Origin of the sequence: Agrobacterium sp. Ap1 (assembly GCF_017313375.1) — a bacterium.
Lineage (GTDB): Bacteria > Pseudomonadota > Alphaproteobacteria > Rhizobiales > Rhizobiaceae > Neorhizobium > Neorhizobium cellulosilyticum.
On record NZ_JAFLMY010000004.1, the window covers coordinates 68,189 to 84,690 of the forward strand.

Here is a 16,502-nt window from a genome sequence, read left to right on the forward strand (position 1 = left end):
GCTACCGGCCCCTCAACGGGTCTCTTGGGACGAGAACATCAAAACTCCATCAATGCTTTTTCGGGTTAAACGCCTTGCGGGCGGCGGTCAAGTTTCGCAACCGTCGCGGTTCTTGAAGTCAGACGCAAAAAAAACGCGCCGGTTGCCCGACGCGTTTCCTGTTTCGAATGGGCGTTATCCGCTCAGTCGAGCGTGTAGGCGATGACCGAATCGCCGGGCGTGGTGCCGAGCGAGCCGTGGCCACCCGCTGCAACCACGATATACTGCTTGCCGTCTTTGCCGCGATAGGTCATCGGCGTTGCCTGGCCACCGGCCGGAAGCGCCATCTTCCACAGCACTTCGCCTGTCTGCATGTCGTAACCACGGATCGAGTCGTCGAGGGCTGCGGCCGTAAAGGCAACGCCGCCGGCGGTCGTCAGCGTTCCACCATGGGCGAGCATGCCCATTTCGAACGGGATCGGGAACTTCACTCCGGCGAACTGCTGTCCGGCCACCGTGCCGTTGCGGTATTTCCAGGCGGTCTTGCCGGTCTTCAGGTCGACGCCGACGCGCACACCCCAGGCCGGGGCATTGCATGGAGCGTTGAGCGCCGAACGGAAGTGCTGGATCGATACGGCATAGGGGCCGCCGAGGTTTTCGTTGCCCGGCTTGGATTCGCCGCCCGAATTGTCCCCGCCGAACACGCGCTTGTTAAGGTCGCCTGCCTGACGCGGATAGAGCTTGTAGAGATAGGCGAGATATTGCGGTGTACCGATCAGCCACTTGTTGACCGGATCGATCGCAACAGAACCCCAGTTGAACACACCGATATTCCCCGGCCATACGAGCGAGCCAGTCGTTGTCGGTGGCGTCCATGGATTGCCGTCGTAACGATACTGGTTGTAGGTCGTGCGGCATGCCATCTGGTCGAACGGCGTTGCCCCCCACATGTCGGCTTCGCGCAGCGGCGCCGGCGTGAAGTTGAGCGAGGACATCGGTTGCGTCGGCGAAAGCTTCTCGCCGGCAATATCGGTATTGGTGCTTACCGGAACGTCGCTGATCGGCAGAATCGGCTTGCCGTTGGTACGGTCCAGAACCCACAGGTTGCCGATCTTCGTCGGGATGATGATCGCCGGCGTGTCGACGCCGTCCTTCGGCAGGTTCAGGAGAACCGGCTGGGAAGGGTTGTCGCGGTCCCACAGATCGTGATGCGAAGTCTGGAATTTCCACTTCAGCTGGCCGGTCTTCAGGTCGAGGGCGGCGAGCGCATCGACGAATGCCTCCTGCTCGGGCGTGCGCGAAATGCCGACCTGGTCAGGCGAGGCGTTACCGAACGGGATATAGGCGAGACCGAGAGTTTCGTCCGCGGCAAACTGCGTCCAGGCAACGACCGAATTCGGCTCATAATGCTCGCCGGGAGCAAGCGGAGCCGTGTCGTTCGGCTTGCTGGCGTCGAATTTCCAGACGACCTTGCCGGTACGAACGTCGAAGGCGCGGATAACGCCCGACGGATTGTTTTCGTAGTAGTTGTCGGCGATCGCGCTGCCGAGGATGATCAGATCCTTGGTCACAAGCGGAGCGGATGTCTGCTGGTAGGTGGCACGATTGGTATCTACCATGCCTTCCATCAGGTCGACATAACCGTCGGTGCCGAAGGTCTTGCACAGCTCGCCGTTATCGGCGTTGAGCGCAAACAGACGGGCATCGACCGTCGAGGCAAGAATACGGCGCGGGCATTCGGCAACGGCGGCTGTGGTCGCCGCCTGCTGTTCCGGCGTGCTGCTGGCGGGAGCGGCATAGGCCGTCGAATCATTCCAGGATACGCCGCGGCATGTCTGGTGCTGATAGAACGGATCGCGCTTCATCATCGGGTCGAAGGACCAGAGGACCTTGCCACTTTCCGGCTCGAGCGACTGGATGATGTTATGCGGCGTGCAGAAATAGAGCGCGCCATTCACTTTGATCGGCGTCGCTTCGAACGTGTATTCCTTGGAGTCCTGATCTTCCTTGCGCAGGTCGCCGGTGTGATGTTCCCAGGCGACCTTCAGGCCTTTGACGTTGTCAATATTGACGTCCTTCAGAGCCGAATAGCGCTGGCCGAGATTGGTGCCGCCATAGGCCGTCCAGTCGTCTGCGGGATATGCAATACCGCTCGGATCGATCGCAGCGTCTGCAGAAGCCGTCTTTTCAAGCTTCCCGGTAATCGAGAGCGGATCGTAGAACCAGGCGACGACGCCGAGAACGGCAATCACGGCGACGACGGCGCGCAGGGCAAAGACGCCATTCTTGAGGCTCGGTACCCAGGGCTTCTGCGGGCGGTCACTCAGGCTGCTGGTGACGAAGGAGAGGCTCAGCAGCAGGCCGAGGAAAATGACCAGCGCGCCGCGGGGGATCCACTGCCACTTGTCGAAGCCGACTTCGTAAAGCGTCCAGATGAAGGTGACTGCCAGCGTCAGCGCATAGATCCAGAGACCGGCCTGGCGCCGCGCAATCAGCAATGCGCCCGAGACGATGAGGCCGAGGGCCATGATAACATAAAATGGGGAACCACCCGCCAGCGCCAGCTTTGCTCCATACCAGAGAATAGCCAGGCCAAGCAGAGCGGTAATAACCCCTCCGATACGAGACATCATTTCGATGTGCTCCTTTATTGGGTTCAGGAATTGCGGTCGAAAAATTGAATTTGAGAGGGTCGAGAGCCCTTAATCGGTGCGGCGTAAGGCCGCGGCCCTACGATGAAGGAGGTAGGCCGCATAATTCTTGGACACAATGCTTTTAAAGTTGTGTTGTCGTGCGTTTTGTCAATTGCCAAGCAAGGTGCTGCAATTGAAAGTAGTTTTGTCGATGAAACGGCGGTGCGGGACCATCTCGCTGGCCGGATTTCGCGCATCATGTTCTCTCGCCCGGGGAAAAAGGCAGGTGACAGGGGAAAGAATGGCCACGACACGCAACGCACGGGAAGAGGATGTCGATGTCCTGGCCGAAATCGGTTTTCGCGCTTGGGAGAAGGCGATGGAAGCGATCGGCGAGATGGCTGATATGCGAGTGAGCGCACGCGAAGCCTTCGCCAATTTCACCCGTTCCTCCTGGCTCACAATCACGGTGGTGGAGGAGTTCTCAACTGTTGCCGGATGGGCTGCGCGCGAGCATCTGGACGAACTGATCTCCGATTTCTGGATCGATCCCCAATATCAGGGACAAGGTCTGGGCAGGGCGCTGCTTGAGGAAGTCGAGGCCGAAATCCTCCGCCAGGGGTTCAAGAAAGCGCGTATCGAGACACATGCGCAGAACAATGAGGCTATCGGCTTTTTCGAAAAGCACGGTTATGCCATCCATTGGCTGTCAGTTGCCTATTCTCCTAAGATCGATCGCGACGTCCAGTCCGTCGGGCTGTCCAAGATGCTTGTCGAAGTGCCGCCGACGGCGATGTACGGTCAGGAATTCTAGCCGAGGCCAAGCTTTTCCAGTAGCGCGATTGCTGCCTCCGGTGCTGTTACCGCCACGACAAGCCATGCCATTTGCAGGACGAAGAACAAGGGCAAGGCGAAGTTGAAAGGCGGCTTGCGGGTCTTGTGGCGCAGCAGTCGCTGTGCCGCGAGCGCGCCCGGGCCGCCGGCGGTAAACGCCATCAGCAGCAACGTCGATTCCCTGACGCGCCAGCTGCCGTTACGCGCCGCGCGCTTGTCCCACCAATAGACGCCGAATACGAGCGCGTTGTAGGCAACAGCCAGCGCCGCCAGAGGCAGGATCGGGTTGATCCCCATGAAATTCTTCCTTCTGCCCGCATGCCGCGGATGAACGGCGCGGCGAAGGCCCTCAAGTCTTGCGCCACCACGGCATTTGTTCTACCTCACGAATTCAAAGAATTCACGCATGAGACGAGCCCAAGATGACCATTGTCGACGTCCGTACCCCTGATCCCAAACGCTTCATCCCCGGCGCCACCGGCGACTGGGAAGTGATCATCGGCATGGAGGTTCACGCTCAGGTCCTCTCCAATTCAAAACTCTTCTCCGGCGCCTCGACCGAATTCGGCAAGCCGGCCAATGGTAATGTGTCGCTCGTCGATGCCGCCATGCCGGGCATGCTGCCGGTCATCAACGAGGAATGCATCAAGCAGGCAGTGCGCACCGGTCTTGGCCTGAAGGCGCAGATCAACAAGCGCTCGATCTTCGATCGCAAAAACTATTTCTATCCGGATCTGCCGCAGGGCTACCAGATTTCGCAGTTCAAGGACCCGATCGTCGGCGAAGGCAAGATCGTCATCTCGCTCGGCCCAGACCGTCAGGGTCAGTTCGAGGATATCGAGATCGGTATCGAGCGCCTGCACCTGGAACAGGATGCCGGCAAGTCGATGCATGACCAGCATCCGACCATGTCCTATGTCGACCTCAACCGTTCGGGCGTCGCCCTGATGGAAATCGTCTCGAAGCCTGACATGCGCTCCTCGGACGAAGCCAAGGCCTATATGACCAAGCTGCGCTCGATCGTGCGCTATCTCGGCACCTGCGACGGCAACATGGACGAAGGCTCGATGCGCGCCGACGTCAACGTCTCCGTCCGCCGCCCGGGTGCTGAATTCGGCACGCGCTGCGAGATCAAGAACGTCAACTCGATCCGCTTCATCGGCCAGGCGATCGAATACGAGGCACGCCGCCAGATCGGCATTCTGGAAGATGGCGGCTCCATCGACCAGGAAACCCGTCTCTTCGATCCCGGCAAGGGCGAAACCCGCTCGATGCGTTCCAAGGAAGATGCGCATGACTACCGTTATTTCCCCGATCCGGACCTGCTGCCGCTCGAATTCGACGACGCCTTCATTGATGCCCTGCGCGCTGATCTGATCGAACTGCCGGACGATAAGAAGGCTCGTTTCGTTGCCGAACTCGGCCTGTCGATCTATGACGCCTCGGTTCTTGTTTCGGAAAAGGCGATCGCAGATTATTTCGAAGCCGTTGCCGAAGGTCGTGACGGCAAGACTGCCGCAAACTGGGTTATCAACGACTTGCTGGGTGCCTTGAACAAACTCGGCAAAGACATTGAAGAGACTCCGGTTTCGCCTGCCCAGCTCGGCGGCATCATCGACCTCATCAAGGCCGAAACCATTTCCGGCAAGATCGCCAAGGACCTCTTCGAGATCGTCTTGAACGAAGGCGGCGATCCGGCCGAAATTGTCGAATCCCGCGGCATGAAGCAGGTCACGGATACCGGCGCCATCGAAAAAGCCGTCGACGAAATCATCGCCGCAAATCCGGATCAGGTCGAGAAGGTCAAGGCCAAGCCGACGCTCGCCGGCTGGTTCGTCGGCCAGGTGATGAAGTCGACCGGTGGCAAGGCCAACCCGCAAGCCGTCCAGGCGCTGGTCAAGGCCAAGCTCGGCATTGAGGAATAGGTCTTGTTCTTCGTACGCACCGCCGGCGACGAGGACGTGGAGAAGATCCGCGTCCTTTTAGGCGAAACGTTTCATGATGCTTATGATCCGTTCTATGGAGCGGATCAGGTTTCGCAGATGGTGAGCGGTTGGCATTCGACGAACGCGATCCGCTCGCGCATCGGCAAGCGTGACGGCGAGTTTCTCGTGGCCGATGATGGCCGCAAGCTCGGCGGCATCGCTTATGCGGCCATCTATCCCAAGATGGCCAGGACCGTGATGCTGCACCAACTCTACGTTCGCCCTTCCTGCCAGAACGAGGGTATCGGCCGCGATCTGTTTGCCGAGATGGAAACCTGCTTCCCGGACGCGGAAATCATGCGCGTCGAGGTTGCCCTTCCGAATGTCCGCGCCATGTCTTTTTACGAGCGCCTTGGTTTCTCCGAGGTCGACCGGATGGAAGAATGGGGCGCACCGAATTCGGGCCTGCCCGCCATCATCATGGAAAAACGTCTGCAGCAGCATTGAATGCGGGCGAGGGGGAAAGAGCTATGACCGACTTGATCATCCGACGCGCACATGAGGAGGATCTGAGCGCGATCGTTGCCATGTTTGCTGACGATCAAAAGGGCGGCCACGGCGACACGACCGATCCCGAAGCGTATGAGGATTATCTTCGCGCTTTCCACATGATCGATGCTTCCGCCAATGAGCAGCTGTTCGTGGCTGAGTTGGATGGCGAGGTCGTCGGCACGTTTCAGTTACTCTACACCCGCACGCTTACCTCGCGAGGATCCCTGGCGATGATCATCGAGGCGGTGCAGACGCGCTCGGATATGCGCAGCCGCGGTATTGGGGGTCGGATGATCGATTATGCTGTGCAAGAGGCAAGGCGCCACGATTGCCAGCTGGCGCAATTGACCTCCAATGCAGTTCGCACCGATGCCCATCGTTTCTACGAGCGGCAGGGCTTTGCCAGGAGCCATGCCGGTTTCAAGATGAAGCTCAAGTAGTCTTGAAGCCTAGAATCGCTGGACAGGACCGGCGGCAGGCGTCATAAGCAGGATAGCCATTTTTCGGCGTCCACAAGTCCAATTCGACGATTGTCAAAGCGACGGAATACCCCATGAAAGAACTTCTGCTGCAGATATTCACCTGGTGGAACGGTCAGACGATGGGGACGCGTTTCTTCACCTGGCGGCACGGCAAGAAGGTCGGCGAAGACGAAATGGGCAACGTCTATTACGAAGGTCCGATGACTTCCTGGGGCAAGCCCAAGCGCTGGGTCATCTACAAGGGCTACGCGGACGCTTCCGCCATCGCTCCCGGCTGGCACGGCTGGATGCATTATCGCACCGATGTCCCGCCGTCGCTGGAGACCTACGCCGCCCGCGAATGGCAGAAGCCGCACAAGCCGAACATGACCGGCACGCCGCTCGCCTATCACCCCAAGGGCTCCCTGGCTTCCACAGGCGAACGCCCCCGCGTCACCGGCGACTACGATGCCTGGACGCCCGGCAACTGAGACTGCTGGAGATCGGCTGAGACCTTGACGGTCATTTGGCCATAATCGCAATCTAGTCATCGACCGTTAACGCGGGCGAGACGGGATGAAAATGACACGGACTATGCCTTTTCCACGCAAACTCATTCTCGGTGCGCTGATCGCGGTGGCACCGCTGCTTGCCACGGAACAGGCCGTTGCTGCCCGGATTTCCAATCCGGTTGCCGTCTTTGCCGGCATCGACAAGATCACCGGCCGCATCACCACCTTCGACGTCTATGTCAACGAGACGGTGCAATACGGCGCGCTGCAGGTGACACCAAAGGTCTGCTATTCCCGCGACGACACCGAGGCACAGAAGATCGACGGCTTTATCGAAGTCGACGAGATCACCCTCGACCGCAAGATCCGCCGTATCTTCTCCGGCTGGATGTTTGCCGACAGCCCTGGCCTTAACGCCGTCGAGCACCCGATCTATGACGTCTGGCTGACTGGCTGCAAGCCGCAGTCCGATATTCCTGCGCCGGCAAAAGCCACCAATTGATCGATTAGAACTTTCCCTCAGAAGGGCAGGTGCGGCCGGTCGACGGCGTCGCGCAACAGAACCAGATATTCGTCCTTGGGGATATCGATCGCGCCGAATGTCTTCAGGTGGTCGGTGGTAAACTGCGTGTCGAGCAATCTGAAACCGTTCCGGTTCAACCTTTCGACCAGATGTACGAGGCAGATCTTCGAGGCATCCGTTTTCCTCGAAAACATGCTTTCGCCGAAGAAGGCGGCCCCCAGAGACACGCCATAGAGCCCGCCGACCAGAGCGCCCTCCTGCCAGGCTTCGACGCTGTGTGCGTGGCCCATGCGGTGAAGCTCGCCATAGAGTTGGCGGATGGTCGCATTGATCCAGGTGCTCGGGCGGTCGGCGGCTGATTCCGCACACATGCCGATCACCTCGTCGAAGGCCGTGTCGAACCGAATTTCGAATGGCTGCTTGCGGATGGTTTTAGCGAGGCTTTTCGAGATGTGGAAATCGTAGAGCGGGATGATGCCACGCATTTCGGGCTCGACCCAGAAGATCTCCGGGTCATCGGCGGACTCCGCCATCGGGAAAAGGCCTATGGAATACGCTCGCAACAGAACGTCCGGTGTAATTGCCGGGTAATATCTGCCGCGCCGCCCTGCCATTTCGCTCCCTAAAGAATGTGCCCGGAACTTTCTGCTCCGGGCACATCATATACCTAGTGTTGGTCGCCGCCAGCCAGATAGTTTTCCAGCCAGTGAATGTCGTAGTTACCCTTCTGGATATCCGGGTTGTCGACCAGATCCCGGAAGAGGGGCAGCGTCGTCTTGATACCGTCGACGACAAACTCGTCGAGCACGCGGCGCAGACGCCTCATGCATTCCTCACGGGTACGGCCATGCACGATTAGCTTGCCGATCAGGCTGTCGTAGTAAGGCGGGATCTTGTAGCCGGCATATGCGCCTGAATCGACGCGAACACCGAGACCGCCAGGTACATGGAAATGCGTGATCGTGCCGGGCGACGGCACGAAGGTGCGCGCATCCTCGGCATTGATACGGCATTCAATCGCGTGGCCCTGGAACTGGATTTCTTCCTGGGAAACGGAAAGTCCCTCGCCGGAAGCGACCCTGATCTGCTCGTGAACGAGATCGATATTGGTGATCGCTTCGGTGATCGGATGTTCCACCTGCAGGCGGGTGTTCATTTCAATGAAATAGAACTCGCCGTTTTCGTAGAGGAATTCGATCGTACCGGCACCGCGATACTTCATTTTCTTCATTGCGTCGGCGCAGATCTGGCCGATGTTCATCCGCTGCTCGACCGTCAGGGCAGGGGAATTGGCTTCTTCCCAGACCTTCTGGTGACGACGCTGCAGCGAGCAGTCGCGCTCACCGAGATGGATCGCATTGCCTTCGCCGTCACCGACCACCTGGATTTCGATGTGCCGCGGCTTGCCGAGGTACTTTTCCATGTAGACTGCGCCATTGCCGAAAGCATTGAGCGCTTCGGTGCGGGCGGTGTCGAACGCTTCCTGCAAGTCGGCTTCGGTCTTGGCGACCTTCATGCCGCGTCCGCCGCCACCGGCGGTCGCCTTGATCAGGACCGGGAAGCCGATCTCCCTGGCGATGTCCATGACGTTTTCAGGCGTGACTTCGCCTTCGGAGCCCGGAACGACCGGGATGCCGAGTTCTACGGCCGTCTGCTTGGCGGTGATCTTGTCACCCATCAGGCGGATATGTTCGGCGGTCGGGCCGATGAAGGTGATGCCATGCGCTTCGAGGATTTCCGCGAACTTGGCATTCTCCGACAGGAAGCCGTAGCCCGGATGCACGGCGTCAGCGCCGGTGATCTCGCAGGCTGCAACGATCTGGTGGATGTTGAGATAGCTCTCGCGCGACGGCGGAGGGCCGATGCACACGCTCTCGTCGGCGAGGCGGACATGCATGGCGTCCGCATCGGCCGTGGAATGCACGGCGACGGTTGCGATGCCGAGTTCCTTGGCGGCTCTCAGGACACGCAGCGCGATCTCACCGCGATTGGCTATGAGGATCTTGGAAATCATAAAAAGCGCCTTACTCGACGATGACGAGCGGCTGACCGTATTCCACGGGCTGCGCGTCGTTGACCAGAATTTCAGTGACCTTGCCTGAGCGCGGCGCGGGGATCTGGTTCATGGTCTTCATCGCTTCGATGATGAGCAGCGTCTGGCCTTCCTTGACGGTCGCGCCGACTTCGATGAATGCCTTTGCGCCCGGAGCAGGCGACAGGTAAGCCGTGCCGACCATCGGTGCGGTAACCGCGTTCTTGTTGTCGGCAGCTGCGACAGGTGCTGCTACCGGAGCGGCGGCAACGGGTGCTGCGGCTGCAACCGGGGCGGCTGCCGCGATCGGCGCCTGTACGTACTGCATTGCCGAAGCGCGCGAAACGCGGATGCGCAGATCGTCCTGCTCGACTTCGATCTCGGTGAGATCGGTATCGTTGAGGATGTCAGCGAGGTCGCGGATCAGTCCCTTGTCGATCCCGTTCTTCTTCTCAGACATGGCAAACCCTATTGTTCTGTTCTATCTTGTCAGGCGATTGTGTATTTCAAGGCATGGAGCGCCAGAATGTAGCTCGCCGTGCCGAAGCCGCAGATGACGCCCTTGGCAGCCGGCGCGATCATCGAGTGATGGCGAAACTCTTCCCGTGCATGAACATTCGAGATGTGCAGCTCGATGACCGGTACCGACACCGCCTTGATCGCGTCGTAAAGCGCGATCGATGTGTGCGTATAGGCACCGGCATTGATGGCGACGCCGACGGCCTTGTCGCCGGCTTCGTGAACCCAGTCGATCAGCGTTCCCTCATGGTTGCTCTGCCGAAAATCGACATCGAAACCAAGCTCTTTGCCCGCTGCAATGCATTGCTGCTTAACGTCATCCAGCGTTTGCCCGCCGTAGATGCCCGGCTCTCTTTTGCCAAGCATATTGAGGTTTGGGCCGTTGAGGACGAAAATCGTCTTGCTCATACCGATCTTATGTTCCATCCGAATTCAGCGGCCACCTATAGACCGGTAGGCCGGCAAGGGAAAGCCCCTGCCGCGCCGAAACGCCGCTGGTCCACTAATCGATTCGCAATTCGTCAAAGATAGTCGGAAAGCAGGCCGGTCTCAGCAGCTTGCCTTGCCGCAAGAGCGGACATTGCCGACCTTTTCCTCGATCTGCTGCAGGCCGACGGCGCCGAACACCGCTTCATCGCCCACGACATAGGTCGGCGTGCCGGTGATTCCGATCGCGTTTGCCAGCTGATAGGCCTGCCGAACGATGTCGTCATTTGGCTTGTCGGTCATCGTCTTGCGAATCTTGGCCTCATCGACGCCGAGTTCGGTCGCAACGGAAATCGCCGTTGCTTCGGAGGCATGCTCCTGGCCGACGAGAAGTTCGCGGTGAAATTCCGGATACTTTTCAGGTGCGAGAATGCGCACCGCATCGGCCACCTTGTGCGCCGCCAAGGAATCCGGGCCAAGGATCGGAAATTCCTTCAGCACGAAACGGATATTCTTGTCCTTCGCAAGAATGTCGTCCATGTCGCTCATGGCCCGTTTGCAATAGCCGCAATTGTAATCGAAGAACTCGACCACCGTCACATCCCCATTGGGGTTTCCAAGCACGATGTCATTGGGAGACGAGAAGATTTCGTCCTTGTTGGCGGCAACCGCCTTGGTCGACTGATCCGTCCGCTGCGCCTGCTGCTTCGCTTCCAATGCGTTCTGGACCTCGATCATGACCTCGGGGTTCTGGATCAGATATTCTCGGATGAACGCACCCATTTCCTTCTTCTGGCTGTCGTCGAGCGCAACGGCCGGTACAGCAGCGAGAGAAGCGGCAATCGCCGCTCCTGCGGCGAAGGTTTTGAACAGGCGCGTCATGAAATTCCTCTTGAAGCTTTGCGCCACGAATCTCGTGACGCCGGCGTAATTGTGCCGCAAGGCTAAGCCAGCCGGAGCATCCGGGAAATAGGAAATGTGCATCGCGGCATGAGCAAGGCTTCAAATCTCCGTATGGCGACTGGGCCACGGAGATTCCGATAGGCAACCACATACGGGAGCTTGCGGCTGTTTCCTAAACCGATTCCCCAACGGTTGAGACCGGAAATCCAAAAACAAAAATGGCCGCATAAGCGGCCATTTTTTTACATCAAGTCAGTTGCGGATCAGAAGAATCCGCGGCGTTGCCACCAGCCGGCCTTTTTGGGCTTGGCTTGGTCAGCGTCACCTTCCGGCGTTGAATTGCCTTCAGAGCTTTTCACCACAGCCTCGCTAGAGGACGAGATGTTAGAGGCACGGTTCACGCGGGCAGGCTTGGCGTCTTCATCGGCTGCCGGCGTTGCTTCGACCGGTGCAGTCTCGGTTGCAGGCTCTTCGACCTTGATCTCGGCTGTCGGAGCGGCTTCCACCGTTTCGGCAACAACCTCTGCCGCCTCCGTGGCTGCAACTGCCGCAGCAGCTTCGGCTTCGATGGCCTTCTTGCTACGGCGTGCACGCTTCGGCTTTGCCGGAGTTTCTGCCTCTGCTGCAACTTCAGCCGGTGCAGCTTCCGCAATCGCTTCTGCCGGAGCAGGTTCTACGGCTTCAATCGTAGCCTCGACCACTTCGGCCACAGGGGTTTCTTCACCTTCGTTGTCCGAATCATCTTCCGCGCCGGCTTCTACACCGTCCTCGCCATTGCGGTTACGGCGACCACCACGCTTGCCGCGGCGACGGCGCTTGCGACGGCCGTTTTCGTCCGTCTCCGAATCTGCGGAAACCTCGGAGGTTGCGGAGACTTCGGCTGCATCGTCCTCGCTCTCGTCGTCACCATCCTCGGCGTCCTCGGAGATTTCGTCGATATTGCTGCCCTGTGTCTGGGCATCGCCATTCCGTTCGCCGTTACGGTTACGACGACGACGACGACGCTTGCGCTTGCGGCCGTTCTGGTCGTCGCCCTCGGCGCGTTCCGGCTTGCTGACAGCCTTGGCTGGCTCGATATCGTTTTCTTCCTCGTCCTCCTCCATCTCGACGACGACATCATCGTCTTCCTCGACAGGGATGGCGGCAAACTGCATCAGGCTTTCAATCTTGACCGGGTTCTCGACGGCTTCGCCGCGATCGATCGCAAAATGGGTCGAGCCGATGCTGACATCGGATTCGATGAAGATCGAGACGCCGAAGCGGTTTTCGTAATCCACCACGGTGCCGCGCTTGTGATTCAGCAGGAAGAGCGCGATGTCCGGAGTGGTGCGCACGGTGATGTCGTGCGTTGTGTTCTTCAGCAGATATTCTTCGATGCCGCGCAGCACGTGCAGGGCAACGGAAGACTGCGAACGGACATGGCCGGTTCCGCCGCAATGCGAGCAGATCTGCGTTGTCGATTCAAGGACCGAAGCGCGGATACGCTGACGCGACATTTCCAGAAGACCGAAATGTGAGATTCGGCCGACCTGGATGCGGGCGCGGTCGTTCTTCAGGCAATCCTTCAGCTTCTTCTCGACGGCGCGGTTGTTGCGCTTTTCTTCCATGTCGATGAAGTCGATGACGATCAGGCCGGCAAGGTCACGCAGGCGAAGCTGGCGGGCAACTTCTTCGGCGGCCTCAAGGTTCGTTTGCAGTGCCGTGTCTTCGATCGAGTGCTCGCGGGTCGAGCGGCCGGAGTTGACGTCGACAGCCACCAGCGCTTCTGTCTGGTTGATGATCAGGTATCCACCGGACTTGAGCGTCACCTGAGGTTGCAGCATGCGGTCAAGCTGCGCCTCGATGCCGGAGCGGGCAAAGATTGGATGCAGGTCGCGATAAGGCTGAACCACCTTGGCATGGCTCGGCATCAGCATCTTCATGAAGTCTTTCGCTTCACGATAGCCTTCTTCGCCGGAAACGACGATTTCGCTGATATCCTTGTTGTAGAGGTCGCGGATCGAGCGCTTGATCAGCGAGCCTTCTTCATAAACGAGGCAAGGCGCGGTCGACTGCAGCGTCAGCGTGCGGACGTTTTCCCACAGGCGCATCAGGTATTCGAAGTCGCGCTTGACCTCGACGCGGGTGCGGTTGGCGCCGGCAGTACGCAGGATGACGCCCATGCCCTGCGGCACGTCGAGCTCCTTGGCGATTTCCTTCAGGCGCTTGCGGTCCTGCGGCTGGGTGATCTTGCGGGAAATACCGCCACCACGCGCAGTGTTCGGCATCAGAACCGAATAACGGCCGGCAAGCGACAGATAGGTGGTGAGAGCCGCACCCTTGTTGCCGCGCTCTTCCTTGGCGACCTGCACGAGCAGGATCTGGCGGCGCTTGATGACTTCCTGGATACGGTACTGCTTGCGCGGCTTGCGCACGACGCGATCCGGAACCTCTTCCATGGCGTCTTCGGCGCCGACGGATTCGATCACTTCCTTTTCGTGGTTGTCGTCATCGTCGTCATCATCGTCGCTGTCATGACCACGGCGGGCATCGACATCTTCGGAAATCGAATCGGTATCGATCATCGCCGCCATGCTTTCCGGCGTCGAATCGTCGGCTTCGTCGGAAGGTGCGCTTTCAGCAGCTTCTGCGGTGGCCGCAGCTTCTTCCGGAGCGGCTTCCACCGCCTTCTTGCGTGAACGGGTGCGCTTCGGCTTGGCCTTCTTTTCAGGCTCAGCTTCTGCGGCAGCCTCGGCGACCGGAGCTTCCTTAGCCTCTACTACTTCTGCAGCAGCAGGAGCTTCAGTCGCCGGAATGCCGACATCTGGCTGTTCCTCGTTGGCTAGGTCCACCATCGGATCGGCGGCGTCTGCCTCGGCGATCTTGCGCTGGTCTTCCGCTTCCTGCTGCATCAGGGCCTGACGGTCCGCGAGCGGGATCTGATAGTAGTCTGGGTGGATTTCCGCAAAGGCCAGGAAGCCGTGACGGTTACCGCCGTAATCGACGAAAGCCGCCTGAAGCGAGGGTTCGACGCGCGTTACCTTGGCGAGGTAAATATTGCCCCGGATCTGCTTCTTGTGCTGCGATTCGAAATCGAATTCTTCGATGCGGTTGCCGCGTACAACGACTACGCGCGTCTCCTCTTCGTGAGACGCGTCGATAAGCATTTTGTCTGCCATTGAAATTCTGCTCCTCGGCGCCGCCGTACAAATGCACGAAAGCCTGCCGCGAGGACAGGCTCGTTATGCACAACGGTCACGACGCCGGATAAGGGTGATCCCGCGGGGTCAAGGCGAGACGGCAAGCGGAGAGGCAGCGAAGCCGTGGGCTTCTTCCTTCTTTCCGAGACTTGAAAAATTTGCCGCAACATTAAGGACCAAGCGAGAATGACGATAATTGAACCCTTGCGGGTCCGATGGGGTGCTCCGTGCGAGCGGTGGGTGGCGTGCCACCCGGCATTTTTCCGGCCGTAGCCGGAGTGATCGGTTACGCAAGGCCAAGAGTTGCGACGGCGGATGTTTACCGGTACTTGGCGCCAGTCCTTTAAGGCTGGCAAGCCCATCGGCAGACTATCCCGTCAACCCTCTAACCTCACTGGCTTTGTATGGTTTATCTGTCACAATAGCAAGGGAAAAGCCGTATCCGCCATATTGTGGATGGATTTAGCGGCCTTATCGAAAGTGGTGTTGCAACGTCGATTCTGAGGCTTTGTAACAGAAATGCCTGAAATGCAGGCCTTTCATGCGCGGACGGGCGCTGCATGGAGGATAAAGAGGCGGGATGCGGCTTGAAATTGAATGAAGTGTTGATGATCGACAAGGCGATCCGGATGCCTGTTGCGGCGAAAAAACTGCGAATCGCCAGCCGAATCGGTCTTCTGGCAATTCTGGCTCTGTTCCCCGTCTCGACCGCTTCCTATGCATCTCAGCAACCCATACTTGCATTTTCGGCAAGGGTCGCCGGCGATGATGCCCGTACCCGTGTCGTCATCGATTTCGAACAGAAACCTGAATTCGTCATTCACTATGTCGATAGCCCTGAGCGGATAATCGTCGATCTCTCCGCTTCCGCCTTCGGCTTTCCCGCCGCAGATCTTGCTCCACGCGGTCTGTTCAAGGATATTCGTTACGGCACGATGGGCAGCGACAGCGCCCGCATGGTGTTCACCGTCAATCGGCCGGTGAAGCTTGTCATGGCCGAGGTGCAGAAGAATGAGGAGAGGGGCTTTCGGCTGGTGCTCGATGCCGAGATGACCAGCAAGGAACAGTTTGCCGAAATTCTCAAGTCGCAGGACTGGAATACCTCTGCTGCCGTCCCGCCACAGGATGTCGGGCCGGTCGTCGAGGATGGGGTCTTTACCGTTGCGGTCGACGCCGGGCATGGCGGGATCGATGCCGGTGCGAGCGGCGCGACGACGAAGACGCCGGAAAAGACGGTGACGCTGGATTTTGCCCGCTTGCTTGCCGAGCGTCTGAACAAGGTTGAGGGCGTCAAGGCTTTCCTGACCCGCGAGGACGACACCTTCCTGTCGCTGTCGCAGCGCGTCACGATTGCCCGGCAGAAACACGCCGATCTTTTCATATCTCTCCATGCCGACACCTTGGCGCAGAAGGACATTCGCGGCGCGACCATCTATACGCTTTCCGACAAGGCTTCTGACCGTATGGCTGAAAATCTGGCTGTCCGGGAAAACCTTTCCGACCAGTTGGCCGGTTTCAGTATCGAGAGCGGCCCGCCGGAAGTTGCCGATATCCTGCTCGACCTGACGCGTCGCGAAACCCAGGCATTCTCGGTCGCGCTCGCCGATAACGTTGTGAAATCATTCGAAGGTCAGGTCGGTCTGATCAACAATCCGCACCGGCAGGCCAATTTCCAGGTCCTGCGCGCGCCGGACATTCCGTCGGTCCTTCTGGAAATGGGTTTCCTCTCAAACCCTGAGGACGAGAAGCTTCTGCTCGATGAAGCCTGGAGAGCCAGGGTGGCGAGACTTGTTGCCGATGCCGTCGATCGTTACCGCCGCCGTTCCGTAGCCAATGGCGGGTGAGGGCGGGCAATCGACGTGGCTGCGATGCCACATCGGTCCAGCGATTACCTTGAAGCATCGCGAAGATACGGAATTACCTGTGAAAAGCCCTACTTTCCTCACATTCGAAGAGCAGGTCGCGGTAATAGATTTCGTGCGGTCTCCGGTTTCGCGGAGTTGATCCGGTCTCCCTTGCACTGA

15 protein-coding genes are annotated in these 16,502 nt (G+C 59.0%); 7 read left to right on the forward strand and 8 right to left on the reverse strand.

The features are described from left to right. Positions 1–182 precede the first annotated feature (182 nt). Positions 183–2,612 carry a membrane-bound PQQ-dependent dehydrogenase, glucose/quinate/shikimate family gene (locus JZX87_RS09070; RefSeq protein WP_183826858.1) on the reverse strand — a complete coding sequence of 810 codons (2,430 nt, stop codon included), beginning with the start codon at positions 2,610–2,612 and terminating at the stop codon, positions 183–185. A 301-nt stretch (positions 2,613–2,913) separates the two neighbouring features. Here JZX87_RS09070 and JZX87_RS09075 point away from each other — a divergent pair, with 301 nt between their 5' ends. After that, positions 2,914–3,426: a GNAT family N-acetyltransferase gene (locus JZX87_RS09075; protein ID WP_183826855.1), complete on the forward strand. Its 513-nt coding sequence runs from the start codon at positions 2,914–2,916 to the stop codon at positions 3,424–3,426. On the opposite strand, the gene JZX87_RS09080 is transcribed toward JZX87_RS09075, so the two are convergent. Beyond that, positions 3,423–3,743 carry a DUF1294 domain-containing protein gene (locus JZX87_RS09080; RefSeq protein WP_183826851.1) on the reverse strand — a complete coding sequence of 107 codons (321 nt, stop codon included), beginning with the start codon at positions 3,741–3,743 and terminating at the stop codon, positions 3,423–3,425. The two genes, JZX87_RS09075 and JZX87_RS09080, sit on opposite strands and share 4 nt — an antisense overlap. Before the next feature lie 125 nt (positions 3,744–3,868). Between JZX87_RS09080 and gatB the strand changes: the two genes are divergently transcribed. From gatB to JZX87_RS09105, 5 genes are all read left to right on the forward strand, one after another. Further along, entirely contained in the window at positions 3,869–5,371 is a 1,503-nt protein-coding gene (gene gatB / locus JZX87_RS09085) for an Asp-tRNA(Asn)/Glu-tRNA(Gln) amidotransferase subunit GatB (protein WP_183826848.1), read from the forward strand. A gap of 3 nt (positions 5,372–5,374) precedes the next feature. Further along, positions 5,375–5,878, forward strand: coding sequence for a GNAT family N-acetyltransferase (locus JZX87_RS09090; protein WP_148148014.1), 504 nt, complete (start codon positions 5,375–5,377; stop codon positions 5,876–5,878). 23 nt (positions 5,879–5,901) lie between these two features. Next, on the forward strand, positions 5,902–6,363 hold the full coding sequence (locus JZX87_RS09095; RefSeq protein ID WP_148148015.1) for a GNAT family N-acetyltransferase: 462 nt from the start codon (positions 5,902–5,904) through the stop codon (positions 6,361–6,363). Between the two features lie 113 nt (positions 6,364–6,476). Further along, on the forward strand, positions 6,477–6,875 hold the full coding sequence (locus JZX87_RS09100) for an NADH:ubiquinone oxidoreductase subunit NDUFA12 (protein WP_148148016.1): 399 nt from the start codon (positions 6,477–6,479) through the stop codon (positions 6,873–6,875). A gap of 103 nt (positions 6,876–6,978) precedes the next feature. Further along, positions 6,979–7,398, forward strand: a complete 420-nt coding sequence (locus JZX87_RS09105; protein WP_394353679.1) for a DUF2155 domain-containing protein — start codon at positions 6,979–6,981, stop codon at positions 7,396–7,398. Positions 7,399–7,415: 17 nt separating this feature from the next. Here the strand turns inward: JZX87_RS09105 and aat are convergent, their stop codons facing one another. From aat to JZX87_RS09135, 6 genes are all read right to left on the reverse strand, one after another. Then, positions 7,416–8,033 (reverse strand): leucyl/phenylalanyl-tRNA--protein transferase, encoded by a 618-nt coding sequence (aat, locus tag JZX87_RS09110; protein ID WP_148148018.1) that lies wholly within the window; start codon positions 8,031–8,033, stop codon positions 7,416–7,418. 53 nt (positions 8,034–8,086) lie between these two features. Continuing rightward, on the reverse strand, positions 8,087–9,433 hold the full coding sequence (gene accC / locus JZX87_RS09115) for an acetyl-CoA carboxylase biotin carboxylase subunit (RefSeq protein ID WP_148148019.1): 1,347 nt from the start codon (positions 9,431–9,433) through the stop codon (positions 8,087–8,089). Between the two features lie 10 nt (positions 9,434–9,443). Next, complete coding sequence (gene accB / locus JZX87_RS09120; RefSeq protein ID WP_183826845.1) at positions 9,444–9,911, reverse strand: acetyl-CoA carboxylase biotin carboxyl carrier protein; 468 nt, start codon at positions 9,909–9,911, stop codon at positions 9,444–9,446. Between the two features lie 29 nt (positions 9,912–9,940). After that, positions 9,941–10,378, reverse strand: a complete 438-nt coding sequence (gene aroQ / locus JZX87_RS09125; protein WP_206825169.1) for a type II 3-dehydroquinate dehydratase — start codon at positions 10,376–10,378, stop codon at positions 9,941–9,943. A gap of 141 nt (positions 10,379–10,519) precedes the next feature. Further along, positions 10,520–11,278: a DsbA family protein gene (locus JZX87_RS09130; RefSeq protein ID WP_206825170.1), complete on the reverse strand. Its 759-nt coding sequence runs from the start codon at positions 11,276–11,278 to the stop codon at positions 10,520–10,522. Positions 11,279–11,562: 284 nt separating this feature from the next. Beyond that, positions 11,563–14,457: an Rne/Rng family ribonuclease gene (locus JZX87_RS09135; protein WP_206825171.1), complete on the reverse strand. Its 2,895-nt coding sequence runs from the start codon at positions 14,455–14,457 to the stop codon at positions 11,563–11,565. Between the two features lie 629 nt (positions 14,458–15,086). Between JZX87_RS09135 and JZX87_RS09140 the strand changes: the two genes are divergently transcribed. Beyond that, complete coding sequence (locus JZX87_RS09140; protein ID WP_206825535.1) at positions 15,087–16,322, forward strand: N-acetylmuramoyl-L-alanine amidase; 1,236 nt, start codon at positions 15,087–15,089, stop codon at positions 16,320–16,322. Positions 16,323–16,502 lie beyond the last annotated feature (180 nt).